Source organism: Microvirga sp. BSC39 (assembly GCF_000739015.1).
In the GTDB taxonomy this organism is placed as follows: Bacteria; Pseudomonadota; Alphaproteobacteria; order Rhizobiales; family Beijerinckiaceae; genus Microvirga.
This window is the reverse complement of the sequence record NZ_JPUG01000062.1, coordinates 320,781-346,094: the sequence shown is the minus strand read 5'-3', so window position 1 is coordinate 346,094 and position 25,314 is coordinate 320,781. Positions and strand designations below refer to the sequence as shown.

Here is a 25,314-nt window from a genome sequence, read left to right as displayed (position 1 = left end):
CTTAAACACGCCCCAGGGCGAAGCCCTTGGCGATGTAGTTGCGGACGAACCAGATCACGAGCGCGCCCGGCAGGATGGTGAGCACGCCCGCTGCGGCAAGCATGCCCCAGTCCATGCCCGAGGCCGAGACGGTTCGGGTCATCGTGGCGGCGATGGGCTTGGCGGTGACGGAGGTCAGGGTGCGTGCCAACAGCAGCTCGACCCATGAGAACATGAAGCAGAAGAACGCCGCGACGCCGATGCCCGACGCGATCAGCGGCATGAAGATCTTGATGAAGAAGCGCGGGAAGGAATAGCCGTCGATGGCCGCAGTCTCGTCGATCTCCCGCGGCACGCCCGACATGAAGCCTTCGAGAATCCAGACGGCCAGAGGCACATTGAAGAGACAATGCGCCAGGGCCACGGCCCAGGGCGTGTCGAAGAGCCCGATGGCCGAATAGAGGTTGAAGAAGGGCAGGGCGAACACCGCCGGTGGCGCCATGCGGTTGGTGAGCAGCCAGAAGAACAGGTGCTTGTCGCCGAGGAACTGATAGCGCGAGAACGCATAGGCCGCCGGCAGCGCGAAGGCGATCGACAGCACCGTGTTGATGACCACGTAGGTGAGCGAGTTGATGTAGCCGGAATACCAGCTCTCGTCCGTGAAGATCCTGACGTAGTTGTCGAAGGTGATCTCCCGCGGCCAGAGGGTGAGACCGGAGGTGATCTCCATGTTGGTCTTCAGGCTCATGTTCACGAGCCAGTAGATCGGCAGCATGAGGAACAGGAGATAGAGGGTCATCACCACCACGCGGCCGCTCACGCGAGGCCCCGAGAGGGCGCGATTGACGGCGGCCGGCTTTGCGGCCGTCTTCACGTTCGATGGGGTGACCGCGATGGTACCGCTCATGCTTCGACCCTGTCGCGCTGCGCATCCACATTGGTCATGACCGTATAGAAGACCCAGCAGATGGCGAGGATGATGAGATTGTAGACCAGCGACATGGCGGCCGCCTTGCCGAGATCGAACTGGCCGAGGGCGAGCTTCACCAGATCGATGGACAGGAAGGTGGTGGCATTGCCAGGTCCGCCGCCGGTGAGCACGAAGGGCTCCGTATAGATCATGAACGAGTCCATGAAGCGCAGGAGCACGGCGATCAGCAGCACGCGCCGCATCTTCGGCAGCTGGATCGTGCGGAAGACCGCCCAGCGCGAAGCGCCGTCGATGCGGGCGGCCTGGTAGTAGGCATCCGGAATCGACTTGAGCCCCGCATAGCAGAGGAGGGCGACGAGGCTCGTCCAGTGCCACACGTCCATGACGATGATGGTGATCCAGGCATCGACGGGGTCGCCCGTGTAGTTGTAGTCGACGCCGAGGCGATTGACGATCCAGCCGAGGAGGCCGATGTCGCCGCGGGCGAAAACCTGCCAGATCGTGCCGACCACGTTCCACGGGATCAGTAGCGGGATTGCCATCAGCACGAGGCAGAGCGCCACCGTCCAGCCCTCGCGCGGCATGGCCAGCGCCACCGCGATGCCGAGCGGCACCTCGATCAGCAGAATGATGAACGAGAACAGGAGCGTGCGCATGAGCGACGACAGGAACTGCTCACCGAGCTGGCTCGACGGATCGAGCAGTTCCTGGAACCAGCCGATGCCGTTCCAGAAGAACTGGTTGTTGCCGAAGGTGTCCTGCACCGAGTAGTTCACGACGGTCATCAGCGGCAGAACCGCCGAGAACGCCACGATGGCGAAGACCGGCAGGACGAAGAACCAGGCCCTGTTGTTGACCGTCTTTGTCACGCGGCATGCCCTCCCGTGGCTTCGCCCGGCACCAGGTGCCCATCCGCATAGATGTGTACGTGGCGAGGATCGATCGCGAGTGCGGCCTCGCTTCCTTCGATGGAGATGCCGTCCGGCACGCTCGCTGCAAGGGGGCGCCCGTTCATCTCGACCCGGGCGATGCGGGCGCGCCCGATATCGTCGATGCGCCTCACCTGCACGGGCAGTCCCGCACCCTTCGGCTGCAGGCGCACGAATTCAGGGCGGATGCCGAGTTCGACACGGTCCGACTCCGATAATGTCCGATAGGCCCGCTGCAGAGGAATGGTCGTGCTGCCGAGAAAGGCCGTGGTTCCCTCGACCCGGCAGGGCAGGATGTTCATCCCCGGCGAGCCGATGAAATGACCCACGAAGGTATGGGCGGGCCGTTCGAACAGCTCCTCGGGCGTGCCGGTCTGGACCACGGCGCCGTCATGCATGACCACGACCTTGTCGGCGAAGGTGAGCGCCTCGGTCTGGTCGTGCGTCACGTAGATCATGGTGATGTCGAGGGCGCTGTGGATTTCCTTCAGGGTGGAGCGCAGCTGCCACTTCAGGTGCGGGTCGATGACCGTCAAGGGCTCGTCGAACAGGATCGCCGCCACGTCGGGACGCACGAGGCCGCGCCCGAGAGAGATCTTCTGCTTCATGTCGGCCGTGAGATTGCTGGCCTTGCGGTCCAGCACGCGGGTGAGATCGAGGAGGCTTGCGATCTCCTCCACCCGCCGAGCCGTCCGGTCGCGGGGCACGTTCCTGTTCTTGAGCGGGAAGGCGAGGTTCTCGCGCACGGTCATCGTGTCGTAGACCACGGGAAACTGGAACACCTGCGCGATGTTGCGCGCCTCCGTCGACAGGTCCGTCACGTCGAGGTCGTCGAAGAGCACGCGCCCGCGCGTCGGACGCACGAGACCGGAGATGATGTTGAGCAGGGTCGTCTTGCCACAGCCCGAAGGACCCAGCAGGGCATAGGCGCCGCCCTGGCTCCAGACGTGGTTGATCTCCTTGAGGGCGTAATCCTCGGCCGTGCGGGGATTGGCCTTATAGGCGTGGGCGAGATGATCGAGCGTGATGCGGGCCATGGGTCTTTCTCACGCTGCTTTCTGAGCCGGATCTGCTGCGGCCAAGCGGCCATCCGCATCGAAGAGGAAGAGGCGGCGGGGATCGAGATAGGCAGTCACCGGAGCTTTCGGTTCCAGGCGCCTCACGCCAGGCACCAGAGCGACGAAGCGGTGGTCGCTCGCATCGAGATGAACGTAGCTCTCCGAGCCTGTGATCTCGGCCACCGACACGGTCGAGGCGATCGTGATCTCGTGCGTGCCCACAGGCTCGAGGGTGAGATGATGGGCCCGGAATCCGACCGTGTATTCGCCATCGGGAACACTGGCGAGAGGCCCAACCGCAGGAACCTGTCCGCCGGTGCTCAATGTCGCGCTGCCATCCACCTTGCGGGCTTTCAGGGTGTTGAGGGGGGGATCGGAGAAGACCTGCGCCGTGACCAGATCGTGAGGCTGGCGGTAAACCTGCGGCGTCGGCCCGAACTGGGTCACCCGGCCCTGAAAGAGGGTGGCCGTGTTGCCGCCGAGAAGCAGGGCCTCCGACGGCTCGGTCGTGGCATAGACGAAGATGGCGCCCGACGCCGCGAACACCCGCGGCAGCTCCTCGCGCAGTTCCTCCCGCAGCTTGTAATCGAGGTTCGCCAGCGGCTCGTCCAGGAGGACGAGGTCGGCACGTTTCACCAGCGCCCTGGCGATGGCGGTCCGCTGCTGCTGGCCGCCGGAGAGGTTGAGCGGCTTGCGGTCGAGATAGGGCTCGAGCTTCAGAAGCCTGGCGGCATCGCGCACCCGTGCATCGACCTCGCTCTGGGCGACGCCGGAGACCCGCAGGGGCGAGGCGATGTTCTCGTAGACCGTGAGCGAGGGGTAATTGATGAATTGCTGGTAGACCATCGCGACGCTGCGCCGCTGCACGGCCCAGCCCGTCACATCCTGACCGTCGACCATGACGCGACCGCTCGTCGGCGCATCGAGCCCCGCCATCAGCCGCATGAGCGAGGTCTTGCCGGCCAATGTCGCGCCAAGCAGCACGTTGAGGGAACCGCGCTCCAGGGTGAGATTGACATTCTCGATGTGCGTGGAGGCTCCGACCTTCTTGGAGGCGCCATCAAGAACGAGTGTCATCGGCACTTCCCTGGAAGTCGAGCGGCAAAGAAACTATCGAGAATCAGAGGAGTGATGCCGGTCTGCTCTGGAAGGGTTGGAGGTACAGGCATTCCATATCCGGCAAAGTTCTTCGCGGCGACACGTTCGGTCGCGTCGAGGGCTCTGCCGTGCCCATATGCGCCATCCCTCACCGCGACGCATAACGTCGCCGTTACCTCTCCAACCAAGAGCGCTTCTCCCGACTGCCGACCCTCCGGGTCTGATCTGTCGTTATTGTTATGGTGAAGGTATCTTGCCCTCCGGGCGAAAGCAACCGGGTGGTATTCGCTCCGGAAGTGGTCTTCGAGTGGACTGAGGCTGCTCCGCGACCGGACGCCGTCTGCAAGTCCCGGCAGGCCATTGAACCCTCGCGTCCTTCAGGAGTTCAAGCTTATGCGCCGGGTTCACTCCTCTCCAGCAGTGGCCGGTTGAATGCCGTCACACCTGCGAAAGAGAGCGCCATGCCGGATACATCAAGACCACTCGCCATCGTCACCGGAGCTTCCGTTGGAATCGGATACGAGCTTGCCAAGCTGTGCGCCGAGAACGGATATGATCTGCTGATCGCGGCCGATCAGGCTGCCATTCACGACGCAGCAAAGGATTTCGAAGCTCTCGGGGCCTCCGTCGATGCTGTCGAAGTCGATCTTGCCACCATCGAGGGCGTCGATACGCTCTACGCGGCTGTGAAGGGCCGGCCCGTTGGCGCTCTTCTGGCCAATGCTGGACATGGTCTTGGGCATGCCTTCCTGGATCAGGACTTTGCCCAGGTGCGCCATGTGATCGACACCAACATCACCGGCACGATCTATCTCATCCAGAAGGTCGGGCGCGATATGCGAACACGCGGTGAGGGGCGCATCCTCATCACCGGTTCCATCGCCGGCTTCATGCCGGGCTCCTTCCAGGCGGTCTACAACGGCACCAAGGCCTTCATCGACTCCTTCTCGTTCGCGCTCCGCAACGAGCTGAAGGATACGGGCGTGACGGTGACGTGCCTCATGCCCGGGGCCACCGACACCGAGTTCTTCGAGCGCGCCGACATGGAGGACACCAAGGTCGGGCAGGACAAGAAGGACGATCCGGCCGATGTGGCCAAGATCGGCTTCGATGCCATGATGCGCGGCGACGGCGATGTGGTGAGCGGGTGGAAGAACAAGTTCACGACCGTCCTAGCTTCCGTGACCCCAGCCGGGATGCTGGCCGAGCAGCACCGCAAGATGGCCGAGCCCGGATCCGGGAAGAAGTGAACGCAACTCTGCTGCGTTCTCCCTGCCTCTCTTGGATGTCGCGTTGACGATCCCGTCTTGATCGGTCAGGAGCGGTAATCCATGCCGTAAACTCGACGGCCACGAGAGGTTTTGCGATGACGACGGATCTGCTGCAGCGCCTGACGAGCCTTGTGGGACCGGCAGGCGTCGTTACGGGCGGCTCTGACCTCGAACCCTATGCCGTCGACTGGCGCAAGCTCTTCCCTGGCAGGCCGGCCTGCGTCGTGCGTCCGTCCTCGACCGAACAGGTGGCCGGGATCGTGCAGATCTGCCGCGAGGCGGGAGCGGCCATCGTGCCGCAGGGCGGCAACACGGGGCTGGCCGGCGGAGCGGTGCCGGATGCGTCCGGCACTCAGGTCGTCCTCTCCTTGAACCGCATGACGGCCATCCGCTATGTCGATCCTGTCGGCCTGACCGTCGAGGCGGAGGCCGGGTGCATTCTCAAGGTGGCGCAGGATGCGGCCGCTTCGGCGGGCCGGCTCCTGCCGATCAGCCTGGCGGCGGAAGGCTCGGCCACTATCGGCGGAGTCGTGGCGGCCAATGCGGGCGGCGTGAACGTGCTGCGCTACGGCATGACCCGCAGCCTCGTACTCGGCCTCGAAGTGGTGCTGCCGGACGGCACCATCGCCAACGGCCTGCGCCGGCTGCGCAAGGACAATGCGGGCTATGACTGGAAGCAGCTCTTCATCGGCAGCGAGGGCACGCTGGGGATAGTCACGGCTGCGGTCTTGAGGCTCCTGCCGCGGCCGAAACACTCTGTCACGGCGCTGCTCTCGGTGGCCGATCCCGCTGCCGCCCTGAGGCTCCTGGCGCTGGCACAGGACGAGTTGGGCGACCAGATCTCCGCCTTCGAGCTGATCTCCGCCACCTCCATGCAGCTCGTGGCCAAGCATGCCGGCTTGAAGGCTCCGATCGCCGAGGGGGAGTGGTTCGTGCTGATCGAGGCCGCCTCCAGCCTCGCAGGCCTGCGCGAAGCCGCCGAGACCATGCTCGGCGCTGCTTTCGAGCAGGAGATCGCGCTCGACGGCGTGATCGCCGAGTCGGGCGCGCAGGCGGCCCAGCTCTGGGCCCTGCGCGAGCATGTCACGGAGTCGGAGGCGCGGGAGGGCAAGAGCGTGAAGCACGACGTCTCGGTGCCGCTCACGGAGGTGCCGCGCTTTCTTTCTGAGGCCGGAGAGGCGCTGGCGGCCGGGGCGCCCGGAACCCGCGTGAACGCCTTCGGGCACCTGGGCGACGGCAATATTCACTACAACGTGCTCGTCGGAGCGGATCACGATGCAGGTGCCGTGAACCGCATCGTGCATGACGTTGTGGCGGCCTTCGGCGGCTCCATCTCGGCGGAGCACGGCATCGGCCAGTACCGCGTCGGTGAACTCGCCCGCTACCGCGCGTCCACGGAGATGGAGCTGGCTCGCAGGATCAAGCGGGCGCTCGATCCCGACAACCGGCTCAATCCGGGGAAGGTGCTGCTCCCTTAAGCCTGCTTCTCCACGCGGCCGAGCATGTAGAACTCGTCGTTCGGCCGCATGTTGCTGACATTGGCGAGTCGGTTCGACATGGCGAAGAATGCGGCAATCGCCGCGATGTCCCACACGTCTTGCTCACCGAAGCCGTGGGCGCTCAGGACCGCAATGTCCGCGTCACCGACAGTATGAGCCTCCAGCGCCACCTTCATGGCGAAATCCAGCATGGCCTTCTGTCGGGGCGTGATGTCGGCCTTGCGGTAATTGACGGCGACCTGATCGGCGATCAGCGGGTTCTTGGCCCGGATGCGCAGGATGGCCCCGTGGGCGATGACGCAATACTGGCACTGGTTCGCGTTGCTGGTCGCCACCACGATCATCTCGCGCTCAGCCTTGGTGAGGTTGCCGGGCTTGTCCATGAGCGCGTCGTGATAGGCGAAGAAGGCGCGGAACTCGTCGGGCCGGCGGGCGAGGACCAGAAACACGTTCGGCACAAAGCCGGATTTCTCCTGAACGGCCAGGATGCGCGAGCGGATATCCTCCGGCAGATCGGCGATCTCGGGAACGGGAAAACGGCTGATCGGCTTGGTCACGGGGGCACCTCTTCCATCCTCGGCCTGCACGGAGGTGGCGCTCCTCCACGGGCTTCTTGCAAGTTCGAGCTTATTCGGGTTGGATTCCTCAAACAACGGGTTCGGATTCAAAGGAGAGCAGCCATGAGCGCCCAGCAGGCCTTGTCCGAGGAGAGCATCCTGCTGCGCGAGGAGCAGGCAGGGGTGGTCACGCTCACCCTTAACCGCCCGGCCCAGTTCAATGCCCTGTCCGAAGAGATGCTGACGGCCCTGCAGGAGGCGCTCGACAACTTGGGGCAGGACGAGGCGGTCCGCTGCGTGGTCATTGCCGCGTCAGGAAAAGCCTTCTGTGCCGGCCACGACCTCAAGCAGATGCGGGCCAATCCACGCCAGGACTACTACGATGCGCTGTTCGCCCAGTGCAGCCGGGTGATGCAGGCCATCGTGAACCTGCCGGTTCCCGTGATCGCCCGCGTGCACGGCATGGCCACCGCCGCCGGCTGCCAACTGGTGGCCTCCTGCGATCTCGCCGTTGCTGCCGAGAGCGCGACATTTGCGGTTTCCGGCATCAATGTGGGGCTGTTCTGCTCCACGCCGGCGGTGGCGCTCTCGCGCAACGTTTCGCCCAAGCATGCCTTCGACATGCTGGTGACGGGCCGCTTCATTTCATCCACCGAGGCATTGTCCTTCGGGCTCGTTAGCCGCACGGCGCCGGATGCGGAACTCGATGAGGCGGTCGCTGACTTGACGGCGAGCATCTGCGCGAAGAGCCCGGTCGCCATCCGCACCGGCAAGGCCATGTTCAGCCGCCAGCGCTCCATGGGCCTGGAGGAGGCTTATGCCTATGCAGGTAATGTCATGGCCTGCAACATGATGGCCGAGGACGCCGCAGAGGGCATCGATGCCTTCATCGAGAAGCGCAAGCCCGTGTGGAAGGGGCGCTAACCCTCAGCTTGCGGCCTTGTAGGCCCGCGCCATCTCGCGCAGTTGGAACTTCTGGATCTTGCCCGTCGAGGTCTTGGGCAGCTCGGTGAAGATCACCGTTCGCGGGCACTTGTAGGATGCCAGATTCTGCCGGCACCAGGCGATGATGTCCTCGGCCGAGACGGACTGGTCCGGCTTCACTTCCACGAAGGCGCAGGGCGTCTCGCCCCATTTGTCGTCGGGCATCGCCACGACGGCGGCAGCCTGAATGGCCGGGTGCTTGTAGAGCGCATCCTCCACCTCGATGGACGAGATGTTCTCGCCGCCCGAGATGATGATGTCCTTCGAGCGGTCCTTCAACTGCACATAGCCGTCCGGGTATTTCACGCCAAGGTCGCCGGAATGGAACCAGCCGCCCTCGAAGGCCGTGGCCGTGCCGCTCGGGTTCTTGAGATAGCCCTTCATCACCACGTTGCCGCGGAACATCACTTCGCCGAGGGTCTGACCGTCCGCCGGCACGGGCTGCAGGGTTTCGGGATCGAGCACGTCGAGGGATTCCAGCACCGGATAGCGCACGCCCTGGCGCGCCTTCTTCGCCGCGTATTGGCCCGAGTCGAGATCGTCCCAGTCCTGGTGCCACTCGTTGACGACGGCAGGGCCGTAGACTTCCGTCAGGCCATAGACATGGGTGACGTCGAAGCCTGCGCTCTTCATGGCGGCGAGCACCGCTTCCGGCGGGGGAGCCGCCGCGGTCATGAACTTCACCGTATGCGGCACCGGCCGCTTCTCGGCCTCAGGCGCATTGAGCAGCGTCGACATAACGATGGGCGCACCGCACAGATGGGTGACCTTGTGGTCTGCGAGCGCATCGTACACGGGCTTGGCCCGCACTGCGCGCAGGCACACATGGGTGCCTGCAACGATGGAGAGCGACCACGGGAAGCACCAGCCGTTGCAGTGGAACATGGGCAGGGTCCAGAGATAGACCGGGTGCTGGCCCATGCCGCCCGTGATGATGTTGCCCATGGCGAGCAGATAGGCGCCGCGATGGTGATAGACCACGCCTTTCGGGTCGCCGGTTGTGCCTGAGGTGTAGTTGAGGGTGATCGCGTCCCACTCGTCCTGTGGTGGGCTCCAGGCGAAGTCCAGATTTCCCTCGCTCACCAGATCCCCGTACTCCATAGTCCCGAGGCGTTCGCCCGGGCCGGCGAACTCCGGATCGTCATAGTCGATGACGAGGGGCTTGTTCGCGCTCAACGCGAGAGCGGCTTTGACCGTGCCGGAGAACTCCCTGTCCGTGATCAGAACCTTGGCTTCGCTGTGCTCCAGGGAGAACGCGATGATCTTTGCGTCCAAGCGTGTGTTGAGGGTATTGAGCACCGCGCCGGCCATCGGCACGCCGTAGTGGCATTCGAGCATGGCCGGGGTGTTCGGCAGCATCACCGACACCGTGTCGCCGCGCCCGATGCCGCGCTGGGTCAGGGCCGATGCGAGCCGTCGTGCGCGCGCATAGAGGTCTCGATAACTACGCCGCAACGGTCCGTGAATGACGGCGATCCTGTCCGGATGCACGCCGGCCGCACGCTCCAGGAAGCTGAGGGGCGTCAGCGGCTGGTAGTTCGCCGGGTTTTTGTCGAGATCGGTGTCGTAGATGCTCGGAGCCACGTCTGGTCCTCCCCATTACGCGGAAGTATCGCCACGGGGGAGGGGCCTGACAATCCTACCAAATGCGAGGAAGGTCCTCAGGCCTTCGCTGAAGCTACTGCTCTTTGCGCCTTTGCGGTGATCTCATCCCAGGCCTGTGCGCGAATGTCGGTGGTTGAGCAGATCCATGAGCCGCCGACCGCCACCACATTCGGCAAGGCAAGCCAGTCCTTGGCGTTCTTCTCGTCGATGCCGCCCGTGGGGCAGAAGCGTGCCTGTGGGAACGGTCCTGCGAGAGCCTTCAGGGCGGGAATGCCTCCCGCTGCAACGGCAGGGAAGAACTTGACGGTCTGGAAGCCGTGAGCCAGCGCCATCATCAGCTCGGACGCCGTGGCAATGCCGGGAATGAACGGCATCTCGCTTCGAGACGCCGCATCGAGCAGGTCCGGCGTGGCGCCGGGGCTCAGGGCGTAGCGGGCGCCGAGCGCCTGGGCCCGCTCCAGGTCCTTTGGCGTCAGCACCGTGCCGATGCCCACGATGGCGTCCGGCACGTCCCGGATGATGGCGGCTGCCGCATCGACTGCTGCCGGTGTGCGCAGGGTGATCTCGAGAAGGCGCAGCCCGCCCGCCACGAGGGCGCGTGCGAGAGGAACCGCATCCTCCACACGTTCCAGCGTGATAACCGGAACGACGGGACCGGAGCGGAGCAGATCGGCAAGCTGCCGGTCGCGGGATTCAGCGAGAGCTGACAGATCTTGGGTCATCCGAGGAACTCCTTGAGCGATGTATTCATGCAGGCGGCTTAGGGCTGGGGCATCGCATCGCGAGGAATGATCGCGCCGCGATAGCGCACCACCTGTCCCGCGAGACGATGGCCTGCACGGGCCGCGGCCTCAGGGTCCTTGCCCAGAAGGCGCGTGTGCAGATAGGCGGCCGCGAAGCTGTCGCCGGCCGCAGTCGTGTCGACGACGTCGTCCGCAGGCGTGCCCGGAACGACGATCTCCTTGCCCTGCAGCATAACCCGGCACGTCAGGTCCGGATGTTTGAGGACGATTTCCGCCCGATCTGCGAAGGCCAGCACTTCATCCGTGCCGGTGCTTTCAAACAGGAGCTCGAGATCTTCCGTGGACGCCAGAATGATATCGGCACATGCGAAGGCTTGCCGGAAGGCCATTCGGGCGATCTCCCGATCGGGCCAGCCCCGCGGGCGGAAATTGGTATCGAAGGCCACGCGCTTGCCGGCTGAGCGTACCGCGCGCAACGCATCGAACAGGCGCCCGCGTCCTTCATCTCCGTAAAGCGAGAGCGAGATGCCCGAGAAATAGACGAGGTCGTCATCGGCGAGAGAGGCGATGATCGTGTGGGCTTCAGGAGCCTGGAAGAGCAGGCGGGCAGCGGCTGTGTCGCGCCAGTACGAGAACCGGCGTTCGCCCTTGGTGTCGGTCTGGATGATGTAGAGACCGGGCAGGCGGCCCGCCAGGCGCAGCACGCGTTTTGTGCCCACGCCCTCCGCCTCCCAGGCTGCGATGAGCTCGTCGCTCCAGCTGTCGTCCCCCAGGGCCGTGACGTAATCGACCTGTGAGCCGAGGCGGGCGAGATAGACGGCCGTGTTGAGGGTGTCTCCGCCGAAGCTTCGGGAGAGCCTGCCATCAGCCTCCTCGCGAAGCTCGATCATGCATTCCCCAATGCAGGCGACCCGTGTCATGTTCTCACCGTGGCGTTGTTCTATCCCGCTAGGGAATATGATGGGACGAGGCTCTTTGTCGATCTGAATATTGCTATCATTCGCCCGGGCCGCCGAACAATGGCGGTCGCTCGGACTTGCTTCGATGGGCCAAGCATACGGAGCTGATTCTCCGATGAGACCTGACTTCTGCTGCGCTTATCGACGGCGAACGCGATCGGCGGTGCAACGGCGCGGGTTCTATGAATGCAAGGCAGCAATCGGGCGCCTCTTGACGAGATATGGGCAAGTATCCCTCGACTATTGTGCGTAAAACCAACTTTGCCACTTTAATTCCTCGCTGAACGCGCTAATGAGGAACTGCTGTCTTATGCATTCACCGTCGAAAACAAGGAGTTCCTGATGGCCAAGACTGCAACCAAGGTTTCCAAGAAGGCCCCGGCCAAGAAGGCTGCGGCGCCGAAGGCTGCAGCAAAGGCAACGTCGAAGACCGCAAAGGCGCCCGCCAAGGCTGCCGGCAAGGCGGCTGCGACCAAGGCTGCGAGCAAGACTTCGAAGGCATCCGTGAAGAAGACCGCGAAGGCTTCGGCCTCGTCGGCTTCCCCGATCCTGACGCTGCGCAACATTGCCGACCGTCTGTCCGAGATGCACGAGGTTCCGAAGCGCCAGGCCAACGAGATGTTGAACCAGGTGGTCGAGATGATCGCCAAGAGCCTGAAGAAGGGCGACAAGATCCGCCTGAGCGGCCTTGGCATCCTGCAGGTGCGCAAGCGCGCCGCCCGCATGGGCCGCAACCCGCAGACCGGCGAGCCCGTGAAGATCAAGGCTTCGAAGAAGATCGCCTTCCGCGCGGCCAAGGACCTCAAGGACTCCATCTGAGCGAATCTTCCGAGTCGGAGGGATGCCCCTTCGACCGCAGAGGATATCGGGTCTCGACACAAGCAAGGCAGGAAACTGCCTTGCTTTTTTGTTGCCTCGCACCTGCAGCGCATCACCTGCATGGTTTGCTGCGTCGTAGAGGAACGCTGCGCACCCAAGCATCGTGCGTCCCACCGGGTCCGCAGGAACGATGCTCTCATCGACAGAGGAAGCATCGGATAAGCCCCAAAAGTGCAAGTCCACTTTTGGGTCCGATGCTTTAGCAATCAGGTGGATCCTGCACGGGGTAGCCCTAGAACAGGAGGGTGCATGACGATCAGCCTCAACAGAAGCCGCGCTCCAGCATCATGCGGGTCATCCTTGTCCGGCTGGCTCTTGCTCTCGTGCTTGGGGCTGCAGTCGCGTTGTGATTGGTCCGAGGCGGTGTTCTCGATATTCCGAACCGGCTCAATCCCTTCACGCCCCTGAGGGTTGCGGACGAGGTCAATTGGCTGACCGGCTGGAAGCTCTCCCGTCTCGAGCGTGATCCCAGGCAGTGCTTGATTGTATTGGATGGGTCAACAGTGTCTCACCGAACCGTGCCGGATCGTGCCTCACAGGACGGCTGCGGGCTGTCGAACGCCGTCGAGGTGTCCCGGTCTTCGGTCGGGTTGAGCGCGAATTTCACGGCCACATGCCCGCTGACGGTCGCCTGGGCCCTGTTCGAGCAGCACGTCCTGCTTCCGGCCGCGCGGGAGCATCTCGGACAGGAGGTCGTGAGGGTCGTGCATTTCGGCACTTATGCCTGCCGGAACATCAATCATCGGGCTGGTGGTCGGCGCAGCGAGCATGCCACCGCCAATGCCATCGATATTGCAGGCTTCGTCCTCGCCAACGGGCAGCAGATCACGGTGAAGGACGATTGGTCAGGAGGCGATGGGCGCCGGGTGGCTTTCCTGCGCGCCTTGAGAGATGGAGCCTGCCGGTTCTTCGATGTTGTGCTCAGCCCCGCTTACAACGAGGCTCACCACGATCATTTCCACTTCGATATGGGATCCTACCGAGCGTGCCGATAGCAGGTCCCGCATGACTTAAAAGCCAGTGGATCAGTTCATCGCGTAGCTGGGGGCCTCACCCATCTGAGCCGCCTTAGCCGCCAGAAGGAGCGCTTCGCCGGGTTCGCGGGCATGCTCGGGGGTCATGGCCACCGGCATCTGACGCCGGATACCCTGCTCGTATTCCTCAGGCGTGGTGGCCAATTCAATCACCATCATCGCGTCCTGGCCGTCGAGCGTGCCGACGGAGAAGCTGGTGAGAGCGCCGATCAGGTCCATGTCCGGTTTCATTGTTATAGCCCCCTTGCGTAACGTCATTAAACCTTACTGAACAGCCCGATCCTTGTCTGCTCTGCGTATAGAGAGTGGATTTTGTTACGTTTGACTTTTAAGAGGTAAGTCCTTGCAGTGGTTATGATTTTTTCACCGCTCGACTGGCGAAAAATAACGCGGCGTCTGCTCGCTCCCATCCGCCAGCGCAGAATTTGTGACGGCTCCCGCGTATCAAATGCCCGATTGGCGCGTTGACAAGCGCAGCCTTGGCAGCGGTCGGTGGATCGAGGGCCGGGAGCGGAGGTAGTCATGGCGAACAGGCTCCTGAGTACTCTCGCGTTTTTTCTTCTGGCCAGTGAAGTTCTAGCGGCCGGGCCGCTAACCCCCGAAGCGGAACTCGATGTTGCTCTCGTCATCGCGGTCGATGTCTCCTCGTCCATGGAAGGCGATGAGCAGGGCCTGCAGCGTGAGGGCTTCGTTGAAGCCTTCCGATCCTCCCTTGTGCACGAGGCCATCGCAAACGGCCTGAATGGCCGCATCGCCGTCACTTACGTGGAATGGTCTGGCGTGAAGGATCAGCGCGTTCTCGTGCCATGGACCATCATCGACAGTCCCGAGAAGGCGACTTCTTTCGCCAATCATCTTTCCTACCAGCCCATTCGCCAGGCCGGCATGACATCGATTTCCGGCATCGTCGATCATAGCCGCAGGCTGTTCGAGCAATTGGGCGGGGCTCCGATCCGCCGCGTTGTCGACGTATCCGGGGATGGTCCCAACAACGACGGCCGCCACGTCACCTATGCCAGGGATGAGGCTGTCGCGGACGGCATCGTCATCAATGGGCTGCCGATCATGTTCAGGCGGGCGTCAGGCTCGACGGAACTGCAGGATCTCGATCTCTACTTCAAGGAATGCGTGATCGGCGGCGTCGGATCGTTCGTTCTGCCCCTGCACGATCCCGAGCAGTTCGCCATGGTCATCCGCACGAAGATCATGCGCGAGATCGCCGGGATCGATGATGTCACTCCTCGCATCATCCCGGCGCAAGCCACCATCCCGAGCATGAATTGCGTGACGGGCGAGAAGCGCAAGCAGGAAGACCTGCTGAGTCAGGATAGAAAGCCATCGAACAAGTGAAAAGGGCCAGGCGCCCGCAGATGCCTGACCCTCGTTCGTGCGCCCTCGCAACCGGCTTACTTCATCAGACCTGCCGCCTTGAGGGCCTTCGTGATCACCGAGCCCACATCCATATGCGGCATGCCGGAATTCGGGTTGCCCTGCCGCGGCTTGCGTGTGGCGCCTCTTGCCGCCCACTCGTCTTCTGCAGGCCGCTTGCCGGTGATCACCGTTGGCGGGGCATGCCGAACGGGCTCAGAGGTGGTGCGCACCCGCGAGACCTCATCGGCCTGTTCGGTCAGCCCCCAGAAGCTTGCGATCCGGTAGCTGGATGAAATACCCACATCGAGCAGGAACGGGCCAGCCGCGCCGTAGCTGTTCTCGTCGTCGCCGGTGGCCAGCGGCGTGCCGTGCGCCATGCCGGTGATGACATATTCCTCGATCACGTCCTCGCCGGACGCGTTGGTCCAGACACGGTGCGGGTAACCGTCGACGGTTTCACTCAAGCTGGGACTCGGCTTCAGGCCGTGGACGTTGGTCCATTGCTTGATGATCTCGCCGGCGTTCATCGGCTTTACGGTCGCGTCGGCGCTGCCGTGCCAGACGGACACCTTGGGCCATGGCCCCCGATGGGACGAGGCGTTGCGCACGAGATCACCCCATTCCTGCGCCGATCGGGTCTGTCCCTGGAACATGCACTCGAACGCTTCCGGAACGCTGGTGGCGCAGCGATAGGGAAGGCCCGCAATGATCGCACCGCTGGCGAATACCTCAGGGTAGGTGGCGAGCATGGTCGCCGTCATGGCTCCGCCCGCCGAAAGCCCGGTGACGAAGACGCGGCTGCGATCCACATTGTGCTGCTTGATCGCATGCTCGACCATCTGCCGGATCGAGTACGCTTCGCCCTTGTCGCGTTCGATGTCGCCGGCCTGAAACCAGTTGAAGCAGCGCTTGGGGTTATTGGCGTCCTGCTGCTCGGCATAGAGCACGATGAAGCCGTAGCGATCCGCCAGGGACGACCAACCGGAGCCATGATCGTATCCAGCCGCGGTCTGCGTGCAGCCATGCAGAACGACCACGAGAGCCGGGGATGAAGAGACCATCTCCGGCACATGGGTCAGCATGCGCAGGTTGCCCGGATTGGGACCGAAGCTGACCGTCTCGGTCAGGCGGCTTGCTATGGTTGAACTGTCGAAGGAAGCCGCCGCTGCGCCGGAGGCTTTCATGGTGGTTTCCCACTGGCGCCGATGGCGCGCCAGGTGCTGAATCATCTGACCTAAGCGTTGCATTATGGTTGGGCCCTTCCGGGTAAGATAAGATCTGAAGCTAACGCCTAATATGGTGCTTATGTTGCGATGCACAATATCCATGCTGCAATGCAACAATCCTATTGAGCGAAATTTCGAGCCGTCCGTGCCCACAGACCAGGGCCTTGCCGGAAGCTTCGGGAGGAGAAGGGCTCCTCCGAGGCCAAAATGAACTCAGGCCGGGACATGAACATGTCCCGGCCTGTTGCTTCAATCAGGGGCGCTTGTCGGATGAGCGCTTCTTGTCCTTCGACTTTTTGAAATCCTTCGGACCCTTGAAGTCCTTTGGGCCCTTGAAGTCTTGCGGACCCTTGTCGGCTGGCGGTCCCTTGCGGGCGGAATGGGCGCTCCGCTCCTTGGGGCCATGGCTCTTCGGCCCGCTGCTCTTGGGCCCATTGCCCTTCGGTCCGCCCCAGGGCTTCGCGTCGCGCGGCTTGCCGGGTTCTCCCTTGCCGTATCCCGGCTTGCCGGGCCCAGCATCGGCAGGCTCGATACGCATGTCCTCGTCGTTGGTCTTGCGCACGGCAGAGGCAAATTTCGCAGCCTGGGATTTGACGATCTCGAACTTCGTCTCCCGGTCGAAGATCTTGATCGAGCCGATCTCCTTCTTCGTCACGTGGCCGAGGCGGCAGATGATCGGCAGCAGCCAGCGGGGATCCGCGTTGTTGCGGCGGCCGACGCTCATGCGGAACCACACCATGTCCTCGGACGAGCGCTCGAAGCCGCCCTCCGACGCGCCACGATCCTTGAAGCCGCGGGTGCGCTCCTCGGTCCGTTCGCGCTTGTCCTTGCGCTGGCGCGGCTCGCGGTCGGTGCCCGCATCAACGATCTCTTCCGGGGCCGGCAGGCGGGCCCGGTGGAACTTCACCAGGGCATTGGCGATCTCCTCGGCCGAGCGCTCGGCCAGAAGCGCGCGCGCCATGCCCATGTCCTCGTCCGTCGCCTCTTCCGCGAAGATCGGGTCCTGCATCAGGCGCTCGCGGTCGCGCAGGCGGATCTCATCGGCCGTGGGTGCGCCGGCCCAGGTCACGTCGACCCGAGCCATGTCGATGAGCCGTTCGGCCTTGCGGCGGCGTGTATAGGGCACCAGCATCACGCAGGTGCCCTTGCGGCCGGCGCGGCCCGTGCGGCCGCTGCGGTGCAGAAGGGTCTCATGGTCGTTCGGCAGGTCGAAATGGATCACGAGGCCCAGATCCGGCAGGTCAATGCCGCGGGCCGCCACGTCGGTGGCGACGCACACGCGGGCGCGTCCGTCCCGGAGCGACTGCAGGGCGTTGCTGCGCTCGTTCTGGGTCAGTTCGCCCGAGATCGCCACGGCCGCGAAGCCGCGCTCGATCAGGCTCGCATGCAGGTGCCGCACGGCCTCGCGGGTATGGCAGAACACCATGGCGCCGCGGCTCTCGTAGAAGCGCAGCACGTTGACGACCGCATGCTCGACCTCGTTGGGCGCGATCCTCAGGGCCCGGTAGTCGATGTCGCCATGGGGCTCGTTCTCGACCAGGGTGTCGATGCGGTGGGCGTCGCGCTGGTAGCGCCGGGCCAGGGCGACGATGTTCTTCGGCAGGGTGGCCGAGAACAGGAGCGTGCGGCGCTCCTCCGGCGTGGCGTCGAGGATGAATTCCAGATCCTCCCGGAAGCCGAGATCGAGCATCTCGTCCGCCTCGTCGAGCACCACGACGCGCATCTTGGAGGTGTCGAGGCGGCCGCGCTCCAGGTGGTCGCGCAGGCGGCCCGGGGTGCCGACCACAATATGGCAGCCATCGGCGAGCGCCCTCTGCTCGCGGCGCACATCCATGCCGCCGACGCAGGAAGCGACCCGGGCTCCGGCCGGGCCGTAGAGCCAGATCAGCTCACGGTTGACCTGGAGGGCGAGCTCACGGGTGGGGGCGATGATCAGGGCCAGGGGCTCGCGCGGAGCCTCGAAGCGCTCGGCGTCGCCCAGCAGGGTGGACGCCATGGCGAGCCCGTAGGCGACCGTCTTGCCGGAGCCCGTCTGGGCGGACACGAGGAGATCGCGATCGACAGCCTCCGGCTGCAGCACGGCGGCCTGGACGGGGGTCGGATCGTTGTAGCCTTTGTCGGCAAGGGCACGGTCGAGGCTGGGATTGGACTTAGGGAAAGGCATGAGAATGGGCTGAACCGTTTCAAGAGGAGCCCTCGAGGGCTCCGGTAAGGATGATCAGCCGGAGGCAGCGGCGTCGTCTATTTCGTCGATGGACACCAGGAACACGACATCGATATCGAGGTCGTCATCATCGTCTTCGCCGTCTTCGTCGACCTCGTCCTCTTCGTCCAAAGCCTCATAGAAGGCATCGATCTCGTCTTCCGATGCGGGCCGTGTCGTCAAGGCAGCTGAGCCGTCCCAGAGGGAGCGGCCCTCGCTCTTAAACGATTTCAGGTCATCTTTGAAGCTCTCGCTGAGAAAGAGTTCACGGGCCTGGCTCTCGTCCGCATTCGTCACGGCAACCGCCTTGCCGCCTATCTCCAGGGTGACCATGGCTCATCCTTTGCCGCTGCAGTGGGGTCCAAGGGACTAACGCTCAAGCCCGGAATTCGATCAAACTGATCCTGCGTAAGCCTTTCGGGGTCTTGAGGAAGGGTGTGAACAGCCCTTGAGACCAGTATGGACAGGAGGCAACCAATATGAGACCAGTTACGTCGTGAACGTGACTGGCTCCACCTTCTGCTTCCGGTCCCTCGACCGGCTTTCCCTGACTGGCTCTCGCGTCAATGAGGACGGGGCCGGCCTGCACGGCCGTTTCGCCTGGATCATCGACGGAGCCACTGGTCTCTCAGACGACCAGTTGACCTCCGGAGGCAGCGATGCCGCCTGGCTTGCGGCCTTCGTGGGCGAGCGGCTGACGGCCCTGTCCGGAGCGGAGGGCGCCGATATGGTGCTGCGGCAGCTTGAGGTCGACGTTCGATCGGCCTTCGAGGAAGAGACCGCCCGGGTGCCGGATGTCAGCGACCATCACACCCCCTCTGCGTGTCTCGGCCTGATCGCGTTGATGCAGGAGGAGGGAGGTCTCCTCGGGCTCCAGGGGCGTTTCTTTGGCGATGTGATCGCCCTGGTGCCGTCGGAGCATGGGATCACCCGCTGGAGCGACGAGCGGGCGAAGCCTTTCGAGCGCAAGACGCTGGCGGCTCTCGGTGCCGAAGGGCATGAGCCGGGGCGGATTCCCGAGGCCGTGAGGAATCAAATTCTGGAGAACCGCGCCCGGCTCAACCAACAGGACGGCTATTGGGTCGTGAACCCGCGTCGGCCCTGGGCCGGCCAGGAGCTGCGGTTCGACGCGCAGGTGCGGCCGGGCGCGCCCATCGTGCTCGCCACCGACGGCTTCATGAGGCTCGTGGACGTGTTCGAAGCCTATTCGGACGCCGAGCTCTACGACCGGCTCGCCGCGGGAAAAGGGCAGGACCTGATGCGGGAATTGCGGGACAGGGAGCGGGGCGACCTCATGGCAGGCGCTTATCCTCGTGTTAAGACACACGACGACGCGACCTTTCTCGTCATTGCAGCCGAGCGATCGCGCTGAACGAGTTCCGCAAGGCCTGTTCGAAAGACAGGCCCTGCGGTGGGAGGACAAGGACTTCAACAATGAGGGAAACGACGATGAAACTGACCCGACGCATTCTGATGGGCGCTGCCGCCGGCAGCCTCCTGCTCTCGTCCGGCGCCGCCATGGCGCAGCAGACCGAGCTGACCTTCTGGAGCTGGCGCCAGGAAGACCGCGCCTTCTACCAGGACACCATCAAGAAGTTCCAGGAGAAGAACCCCGGCATCACGGTCAAGTTCGAGACCTATGCGCCTGAGAACTACCAGACGATCCTCTCCACGGCGCTCGCCGCCGGCCGCGGCCCGGACGTGATCCAGGTGCGCGCCTACGGCAACCTGGAGACCATCGCGACCCCCGGCTACCTGCTCGCCCTCGACCAGCAGAACGTGCCGGAGCTGGCGAACTTCCCTGAAGCATCGCTCGCCGCCGAGACCCTGCGCGCCGACGGCAAGGTCTATGCCGTTCCCTTCGCCATGCAGGCCCAGCTCGTGGTCTACAACAAGAAGATCTTCGCGGATAACGGCGTGACCCCGCCGAAGACCTGGGATGAGCTGATGACGCTCGCCCAGGCCCTGAAGGCCAAGAACATCACGCCGTTCGCCAACGGCACGGCCACCGCCTGGCAGAACGAGACCATCGTGGGCGGCCTGCTTTCGTCCATGCTCGGCAAGGAGTTCGAGGCCGACATCGTGTCCGGCAAGGCGAACTTCACCGATCCGCGCTTCGTCACTGCGCTGACCAAGCTGAAGGACGTCAGCCAGTACTTCTCGCCGAACTTCACCGGCGTCGACTACCCGTCCTCGCAGCAGCTCTTCGTGGCGGGCCGCGCGGCCATGTTCGCGGGCGGCTCCTATGAAGTGGCGAACTTCAAGAACCAGAACCCGACCCTCGACCTCGGCGTGTTCCCGGCTCCCGTACTGAAGGCCGGCGATCAGCACCTGATCGCCACCTACTACGACGGCGGCTACGCGGTGAACGCCAAGAGCGAGAAGAAGGACGCGGCGCTCAAGTTCGTGCGCTACCTCGCGACGCCCGAATACGGCACGGCCTTCACCAACACCCTGAAGAACCTGTCGCCGATCAAGGGCATCAAGATCGAGGATGCGATCACCCAGGAGGTGGCGAAGCTCGCCGAAAACTCCATGTCCTACCTGATGCTTGTGCGCTTCCGCTACCAGGAGCCGAGCGGCTCGGTGCTGCTGCAGTCGAACGTGCAGAAGATGCTCGCCGGCCAGCAGACCCCGGAGCAGGCCGCGGCCGAGATCAACAAGGGCATCGCGACCTACTACAAGCCGTTCCAGAAGTAAGACTACTACCCCACGTCATCCCCGGGACAAGCCCGGGGATCCACGTCTTGGTGGCGCAGCGTTTCTCAAGACGTGGATGGCCGGGTCAAGCCCGGCCATGACGGCAGGGATGATCCCCGAGGATCGATCAAGGTCAATACATGCTCGTCTCGCGCAAACAGGCCCCGTCGCTGAAGCGGCAATTATGGGTGGCGTTCCTCGTCGTTCCGCCCATCGTGTTCATGTCGCTGTTCGTGGTCTATCCGATCCTGTCGGCCTTCGCCTATGCCTTCTACGACTGGCAGGGGCTGGCGCGCGGCGAGTTCGTGGGCCTGAAGAATTTCAAGGAAGTGCTGTTCGGCGCCACCATGGCGCCCGTGGTGTGGAACGCGTTCCTGCACAATGTCTACGCGCTCGTTGCGCTGATGATCATCCAGAACGGCGGCGGGTTCCTTCTCGCCTGGCTGCTCTACAAGGAACCCTTCGGCTTCCGCTTCCACCGGATCGCCGTGTTCGTCCCGGTGGTGCTCTCAACCATCATCGTGGGCTTCCTCTGGAAGCTCTTCCTCAACCCGAATTTCGGCATCATCAATCAGGCTCTCTATTCACTAGGCCTCGATTCATGGGCCAAGCCCTGGCTCGGCGACTCATCGACGGCGCTCGGCGCTCTCATCCTCGCCAACGCCTGGCACTTCGTGGGCTTCCCGACGCTGGTCTATCTCGCCGGCATGCAGCGCATCCCGTCGGAGATCATCGAGGCGGCGCGGCTCGACGGCACCAACGAGTGGCAGCTGTTGAAGAACATCGTGTGGCCCCTGGTGGCGCCGAGCACCACCATCCTGTTCACGCTGCTCTTCATCGGCGCGTTCAACTGGTTCGAGATCCCTTACGTGATGGTGGGCCTCGACGGGTCGCCCTTCGGCACCACGGACGTGCTCGGTCTCGTCTTCTACCGCACGGCTTTCGGCAACCAGAGCGCCAGCATCCAGAACTTCGGCATGGGATCGGCGCTTGCCACGCTCCTGTTCCTCTTCATCGTCGTCTTCGCGTCCATGCTGACCCTGTGGCTGCGCCGTCGGGAGATCCAGTTTTGACCGCCCTTACATCCCAGGCGCCCGCATCGCGCCAGCCGATCTCCTTCGCGCTTCTCGCGCAGGTCATCCTGATCGCCAACTCCTTCATCATGCTCTATCCGGTCGTGGTGATGGTGCTCTCCGCCTTCAAGACCACGGGCGAGATCTTCGAGCATCCGTTCGCGCTGCCCGACTTCACGCAAGTCGGGAACTTCGCCAAGGTGCTCGGCGAAACGGCAATGCCCACCTATTTCGTGAACTCGATCCTGGTGACGGGCACGTCGGTTCTCCTCATCCTCGTGCTCGGCACCATGGCGGGCTATGCGGTGGCGCGCTACGAATCACGCACCAACACCTTCATCCTGCTGTTCTTCCTCGCAGGGCTGATGCTGCCCCTGAAGCTCGCGGTCATCCCGCTCTTCATCCTGCTGCGCGATCTCGGCCTCCTCGACAGCCGCTGGAGTCTCATCGTCACCTACACGGCCATCGGGTTGCCCTCCGCCGTGTTCATCATGGCGGGCTTCCTGCGCACGCTGCCGTCGGAACTCGAGGATGCGGCCCGCATCGACGGCGCATCCGAGCCCCGCATCATGTGGTCGGTGATGCTGCCGCTGGCGCGCCCGCCCATGGCGATTGCCGCCATCCAGAACGCAGTGCCGATCTGGAACGACTTCTTCTTCCCGCTCGTCTTCATCCAGACCGACGCGCGCAAAACCCTGCCGCAGGGGCTCACCACCTTCATGGGCGAATACACCACCGACTGGGGCATGCTGTTCGCCGGCCTCACCATCGCGGCGGCGCCCATCACGCTCCTCTACATCGCCCTGTCGCGCCAGTTCATCCAGGGCATGACGGCGGGCGCGGTGAAGTAGCATGCTGATCCCGAAAGGCGCGCTCGTCGTCTCCTGCCAGGCGAGAGCCGACAATCCGCTGCACGGGCCGGTCCTCATGGCCGCCATGGCACGGGCGGCGGAGCAGGGCGGCGCCAGGGGCATCCGCGCCAATGGTTCAGACGATGTGGCGGCCATCCGCGCCGTGACCGCGCTCCCGATCATCGGCATCGCCAAGGTGTGGGACGACCGCTTCCCGGTCTACATCACGCCGGGCTTCGCGCAGGCTGAGCAGATCGCGAGGGCCGGCGCCGACATCATCGGCCTCGATGCCACCCCGCGCCCGCGCGACGGTGAGCCGGTGGAGCGCCTGATCGGGCGCATCCGCAGCGAACTCGGCCGGGAGGTCTTTGCCGATATCGCAACCCTTGAGGAGGGGCGCGCCGCCCACGCTGCGGGCGCGACCTACATCGCGACGACGCTCTCCGGCTACACGGAGGAGACGGCCTCCCGCAAGACCGAGGGGCCAAATCTGGAGCTTCTGTCCGCCCTCGTGGCCGAGATCCCGGGTCCTATCGTGGCTGAGGGGCGCTTCGACACGCCGGAGCTCGTTGCGGAAGCTTTCAGGCGCGGAGCCCACGCGGTGGTGGTGGGCACGGCGATCACCAATCCGCGCGAGATCACGAGAAAGTTTGTGCGGGCGCTGCCCTAAGGCACAGCCGAGGATAGTTTGTAACGGAAACGTGAGAGCACCTCTGGCGTTCTCGGGTGTACCCATCCACAATGGGTTCCAAACGAGGTGATGCCGTGCTGATCCGCCGCCCTTCCGATATCCTGCCCTCCGAGATCACGCCTCGGGAGGTCTATCTCAACCGTCGCCAGTGGATGACGGGCGCGGCCGGGCTTGCGTTCGCGGCAGCCCTGCCGGGAGGTTTGGAGGCGGCTCCGCTTCAGGCGGCCAAGAGCCCGTTCTCGACGGACGAGAAGCTGACGAGCCGCGAGGACGTCACAAGCTACAACAATTTCTACGAGTTCGGCACCGGCAAGGACGACCCGGCCGCCAAGGCCAAGTCGCTCAAGACCTCGCCCTGGACGGTCAAGGTCGATGGCATGGTGGGCAAGCCGGCCGAGTTCGCCATCGAGGACCTGATCAAGTCCTCGGCGCTCGAGGAGCGCATCTATCGCATGCGTTGCGTCGAAGGCTGGTCCATGGTGATCCCTTGGGTCGGCTTCCCGCTGGCGGACCTCGTCAAGCGCGTGGAGCCCTTGGGCAGCGCGAAATACGTGGCGTTCGAGACGGCCTATCGGCCCGAGGAGATGCCGGGGATGGATTCCATCTTCCCGGTGCTCGAATGGCCCTATGTGGAGGGGCTGCGCCTGGACGAGGCCATGAACCCGCTCACCCTCCTGGCGGTCGGGCTCTACGGCGAGACGCTGCCGAACCAGAACGGCGCGCCCATCCGCCTCGTGGTGCCGTGGAAATACGGCTTCAAGGGCATCAAGTCGATCACCCGCATCAGCTTCGTCGACAAGCAGCCGCCGACCTCCTGGAACAAGCAGGCTCCCAGCGAATACGGCTTCTACGCCAACGTGAACCCGACGGTGGATCATCCGCGCTGGAGTCAGGCGACCGAGCGGCGCATCGGCGAGGGCGGCCTGTTCGTGAAGCGCCGCCCGACCCTGATGTTCAACGGCTATGCCGAGCAGGTGGCGAGCCTCTACACGGGCATGGACCTGCGGAAGCTCTACTGATGGCCGGAAGAGCCTCTGCGCCCGCCGCCAAGGGTTTTGCCCTGCCTCAGGTGCCGAAGATCCTCGTCTACATCGTCGGCTTCATTCCGGCCGTGTGGCTGTTCTATGCCGGCATCATGGATCAGCTCGGCGCCGATCCCATGCGCTATCTCGAGCAGGCGCTCGGCCTCTGGGCCTTGCGCTTTCTCATTGCGACGCTCGCGATCACGCCGCTGCGGCAGCTCCTCGGCATCAACCTCCTGCGCTACCGCCGCGCCATCGGGCTGCTGGCCTTCTATTACGCGGCCCTCCACCTCATCACCTATCTGGTGCTCGACCAGGGACTCGACATGGCGGCCATCGTGGCCGACATCATCAAGCGGCCGTACATCACCATCGGCATGGCGACCTTCGTCATCCTCGTGCCCTTGGCCGTGACCTCCAACAACGCCGCCATCCGGCGCATGGGCGGGCAGGCCTGGGCCAAGCTGCATAAGCTCGTGTATGCGGCGGCCGTCGGTGCGGTGCTCCACTACATCCTCGTGGTGAAGTCCTGGCCGCCCGAGCCTCTGGTCTATGCGACCATCGTGGCCGTGCTCCTCGGCTACCGGTTGGTCCGTTCCCTGGTGAAGAAGCCTTCTCCCCGGCGGCGCCCCGCTTGAAGAGCCAGCCTAC

General features: G+C 64.1%; 25 protein-coding genes. 13 read left to right on the top strand and 12 right to left on the bottom strand.

What is annotated here, in order from left to right; all coding sequences use genetic code 11:
* Position 1: 1 nt before the first annotated feature.
* The 4 genes from MA07_RS12790 to MA07_RS12775 form a co-directional block, all read right to left on the bottom strand.
* Complete coding sequence (locus MA07_RS12790) at positions 2-778, bottom strand: carbohydrate ABC transporter permease (RefSeq protein ID WP_036351375.1); 777 nt, start codon at positions 776-778, stop codon at positions 2-4.
* Between the two features lie 104 nt (positions 779-882).
* Positions 883-1,779 carry a sugar ABC transporter permease gene (locus MA07_RS12785; protein WP_036351081.1) on the bottom strand — a complete coding sequence of 299 codons (897 nt, stop codon included), beginning with the start codon at positions 1,777-1,779 and terminating at the stop codon, positions 883-885.
* Positions 1,776-2,876: an ABC transporter ATP-binding protein gene (locus MA07_RS12780; protein WP_036351078.1), complete on the bottom strand. Its 1,101-nt coding sequence runs from the start codon at positions 2,874-2,876 to the stop codon at positions 1,776-1,778. The genes MA07_RS12785 and MA07_RS12780 overlap by 4 nt, the downstream gene beginning before the upstream one ends.
* Before the next feature lie 9 nt (positions 2,877-2,885).
* Positions 2,886-3,974 (bottom strand): ABC transporter ATP-binding protein, encoded by a 1,089-nt coding sequence (locus MA07_RS12775; RefSeq protein WP_036351076.1) that lies wholly within the window; start codon positions 3,972-3,974, stop codon positions 2,886-2,888.
* Positions 3,975-4,456: 482 nt separating this feature from the next.
* Here MA07_RS12775 and MA07_RS12770 point away from each other — a divergent pair, with 482 nt between their 5' ends.
* Complete coding sequence (locus MA07_RS12770; protein WP_036351075.1) at positions 4,457-5,245, top strand: SDR family NAD(P)-dependent oxidoreductase; 789 nt, start codon at positions 4,457-4,459, stop codon at positions 5,243-5,245.
* Positions 5,246-5,361: 116 nt separating this feature from the next.
* Positions 5,362-6,744 carry an FAD-binding oxidoreductase gene (locus MA07_RS12765; protein ID WP_036351073.1) on the top strand — a complete coding sequence of 461 codons (1,383 nt, stop codon included), beginning with the start codon at positions 5,362-5,364 and terminating at the stop codon, positions 6,742-6,744.
* Here MA07_RS12765 and MA07_RS12760 read toward each other — a convergent pair.
* Positions 6,741-7,322, bottom strand: coding sequence for a peroxidase-related enzyme (locus tag MA07_RS12760; protein ID WP_036351373.1), 582 nt, complete (start codon positions 7,320-7,322; stop codon positions 6,741-6,743). The two genes, MA07_RS12765 and MA07_RS12760, sit on opposite strands and share 4 nt — an antisense overlap.
* Positions 7,323-7,445: 123 nt before the next feature.
* Here MA07_RS12760 and MA07_RS12755 point away from each other — a divergent pair, with 123 nt between their 5' ends.
* Positions 7,446-8,246 (top strand): enoyl-CoA hydratase, encoded by an 801-nt coding sequence (locus tag MA07_RS12755; RefSeq protein ID WP_036351071.1) that lies wholly within the window; start codon positions 7,446-7,448, stop codon positions 8,244-8,246.
* Positions 8,247-8,249: 3 nt separating this feature from the next.
* Here MA07_RS12755 and MA07_RS12750 read toward each other — a convergent pair whose 3' ends face one another.
* The 3 genes from MA07_RS12750 to MA07_RS12740 all read right to left on the bottom strand — a co-directional run bounded on the left by MA07_RS12750 (position 8,250) and on the right by MA07_RS12740 (position 11,574).
* Positions 8,250-9,890, bottom strand: a complete 1,641-nt coding sequence (locus MA07_RS12750) for an acyl-CoA synthetase (RefSeq protein ID WP_036351069.1) — start codon at positions 9,888-9,890, stop codon at positions 8,250-8,252.
* Positions 9,891-9,967: 77 nt separating this feature from the next.
* Positions 9,968-10,633: a bifunctional 4-hydroxy-2-oxoglutarate aldolase/2-dehydro-3-deoxy-phosphogluconate aldolase gene (gene eda, locus MA07_RS12745; protein ID WP_036351067.1), complete on the bottom strand. Its 666-nt coding sequence runs from the start codon at positions 10,631-10,633 to the stop codon at positions 9,968-9,970.
* Between the two features lie 38 nt (positions 10,634-10,671).
* Complete coding sequence (locus MA07_RS12740; protein WP_036351064.1) at positions 10,672-11,574, bottom strand: sugar kinase; 903 nt, start codon at positions 11,572-11,574, stop codon at positions 10,672-10,674.
* Between the two features lie 381 nt (positions 11,575-11,955).
* Between MA07_RS12740 and MA07_RS12735 the strand changes: the two genes are divergently transcribed.
* Positions 11,956-12,432: an HU family DNA-binding protein gene (locus tag MA07_RS12735; RefSeq protein ID WP_081928939.1), complete on the top strand. Its 477-nt coding sequence runs from the start codon at positions 11,956-11,958 to the stop codon at positions 12,430-12,432.
* A 410-nt stretch (positions 12,433-12,842) separates the two neighbouring features.
* Positions 12,843-13,487 (top strand): extensin family protein, encoded by a 645-nt coding sequence (locus MA07_RS12730; RefSeq protein WP_348270404.1) that lies wholly within the window; start codon positions 12,843-12,845, stop codon positions 13,485-13,487.
* A 30-nt stretch (positions 13,488-13,517) separates the two neighbouring features.
* Here the strand turns inward: MA07_RS12730 and MA07_RS12725 are convergent, their stop codons facing one another.
* On the bottom strand, positions 13,518-13,757 hold the full coding sequence (locus MA07_RS12725; protein WP_152568847.1) for a hypothetical protein: 240 nt from the start codon (positions 13,755-13,757) through the stop codon (positions 13,518-13,520).
* 291 nt (positions 13,758-14,048) lie between these two features.
* Between MA07_RS12725 and MA07_RS12720 the strand changes: the two genes are divergently transcribed.
* Entirely contained in the window at positions 14,049-14,876 is an 828-nt protein-coding gene (locus tag MA07_RS12720; protein WP_036351060.1) for a DUF1194 domain-containing protein, read from the top strand.
* Positions 14,877-14,932: 56 nt separating this feature from the next.
* Here the strand turns inward: MA07_RS12720 and MA07_RS12715 are convergent, their stop codons facing one another.
* The 3 genes from MA07_RS12715 to MA07_RS12705 form a co-directional block, all read right to left on the bottom strand.
* Positions 14,933-16,081, bottom strand: a complete 1,149-nt coding sequence (locus MA07_RS12715) for a PHB depolymerase family esterase (RefSeq protein ID WP_244445240.1) — start codon at positions 16,079-16,081, stop codon at positions 14,933-14,935.
* A 295-nt stretch (positions 16,082-16,376) separates the two neighbouring features.
* Positions 16,377-18,287, bottom strand: a complete 1,911-nt coding sequence (locus MA07_RS12710; RefSeq protein ID WP_036351056.1) for a DEAD/DEAH box helicase — start codon at positions 18,285-18,287, stop codon at positions 16,377-16,379.
* A 54-nt stretch (positions 18,288-18,341) separates the two neighbouring features.
* Entirely contained in the window at positions 18,342-18,659 is a 318-nt protein-coding gene (locus tag MA07_RS12705; protein WP_036351054.1) for a hypothetical protein, read from the bottom strand.
* A 163-nt stretch (positions 18,660-18,822) separates the two neighbouring features.
* On the opposite strand from MA07_RS12705, the gene MA07_RS12700 reads away from it, so the two are divergent.
* From MA07_RS12700 to msrQ, 7 genes are all read left to right on the top strand, one after another.
* Positions 18,823-19,698, top strand: coding sequence for a hypothetical protein (locus MA07_RS12700; RefSeq protein WP_036351052.1), 876 nt, complete (start codon positions 18,823-18,825; stop codon positions 19,696-19,698).
* Positions 19,699-19,775: 77 nt separating this feature from the next.
* Positions 19,776-21,026 carry an extracellular solute-binding protein gene (locus MA07_RS12695; protein ID WP_081928938.1) on the top strand — a complete coding sequence of 417 codons (1,251 nt, stop codon included), beginning with the start codon at positions 19,776-19,778 and terminating at the stop codon, positions 21,024-21,026.
* Positions 21,027-21,166: 140 nt separating this feature from the next.
* Entirely contained in the window at positions 21,167-22,099 is a 933-nt protein-coding gene (locus MA07_RS12690) for a sugar ABC transporter permease (protein ID WP_036351051.1), read from the top strand.
* The gene (locus tag MA07_RS12685; RefSeq protein ID WP_036351048.1) at positions 22,096-22,950 is read left to right on the top strand and encodes a carbohydrate ABC transporter permease; all 855 of its coding nucleotides are present in this window, start codon (positions 22,096-22,098) and stop codon (positions 22,948-22,950) included. The genes MA07_RS12690 and MA07_RS12685 overlap by 4 nt, the downstream gene beginning before the upstream one ends.
* 1 nt (position 22,951) lies before the next feature.
* A complete protein-coding gene (locus tag MA07_RS12680; protein WP_036351045.1) occupies positions 22,952-23,620 on the top strand; it encodes an N-acetylmannosamine-6-phosphate 2-epimerase in 669 nt (222 codons plus the stop codon).
* Between the two features lie 95 nt (positions 23,621-23,715).
* Positions 23,716-24,660 carry a protein-methionine-sulfoxide reductase catalytic subunit MsrP gene (gene msrP / locus MA07_RS12675; protein ID WP_036351367.1) on the top strand — a complete coding sequence of 315 codons (945 nt, stop codon included), beginning with the start codon at positions 23,716-23,718 and terminating at the stop codon, positions 24,658-24,660.
* Positions 24,660-25,301, top strand: coding sequence for a protein-methionine-sulfoxide reductase heme-binding subunit MsrQ (gene msrQ, locus MA07_RS12670; RefSeq protein WP_052003125.1), 642 nt, complete (start codon positions 24,660-24,662; stop codon positions 25,299-25,301). The genes msrP and msrQ overlap by 1 nt, the downstream gene beginning before the upstream one ends.
* Positions 25,302-25,314 lie beyond the last annotated feature (13 nt).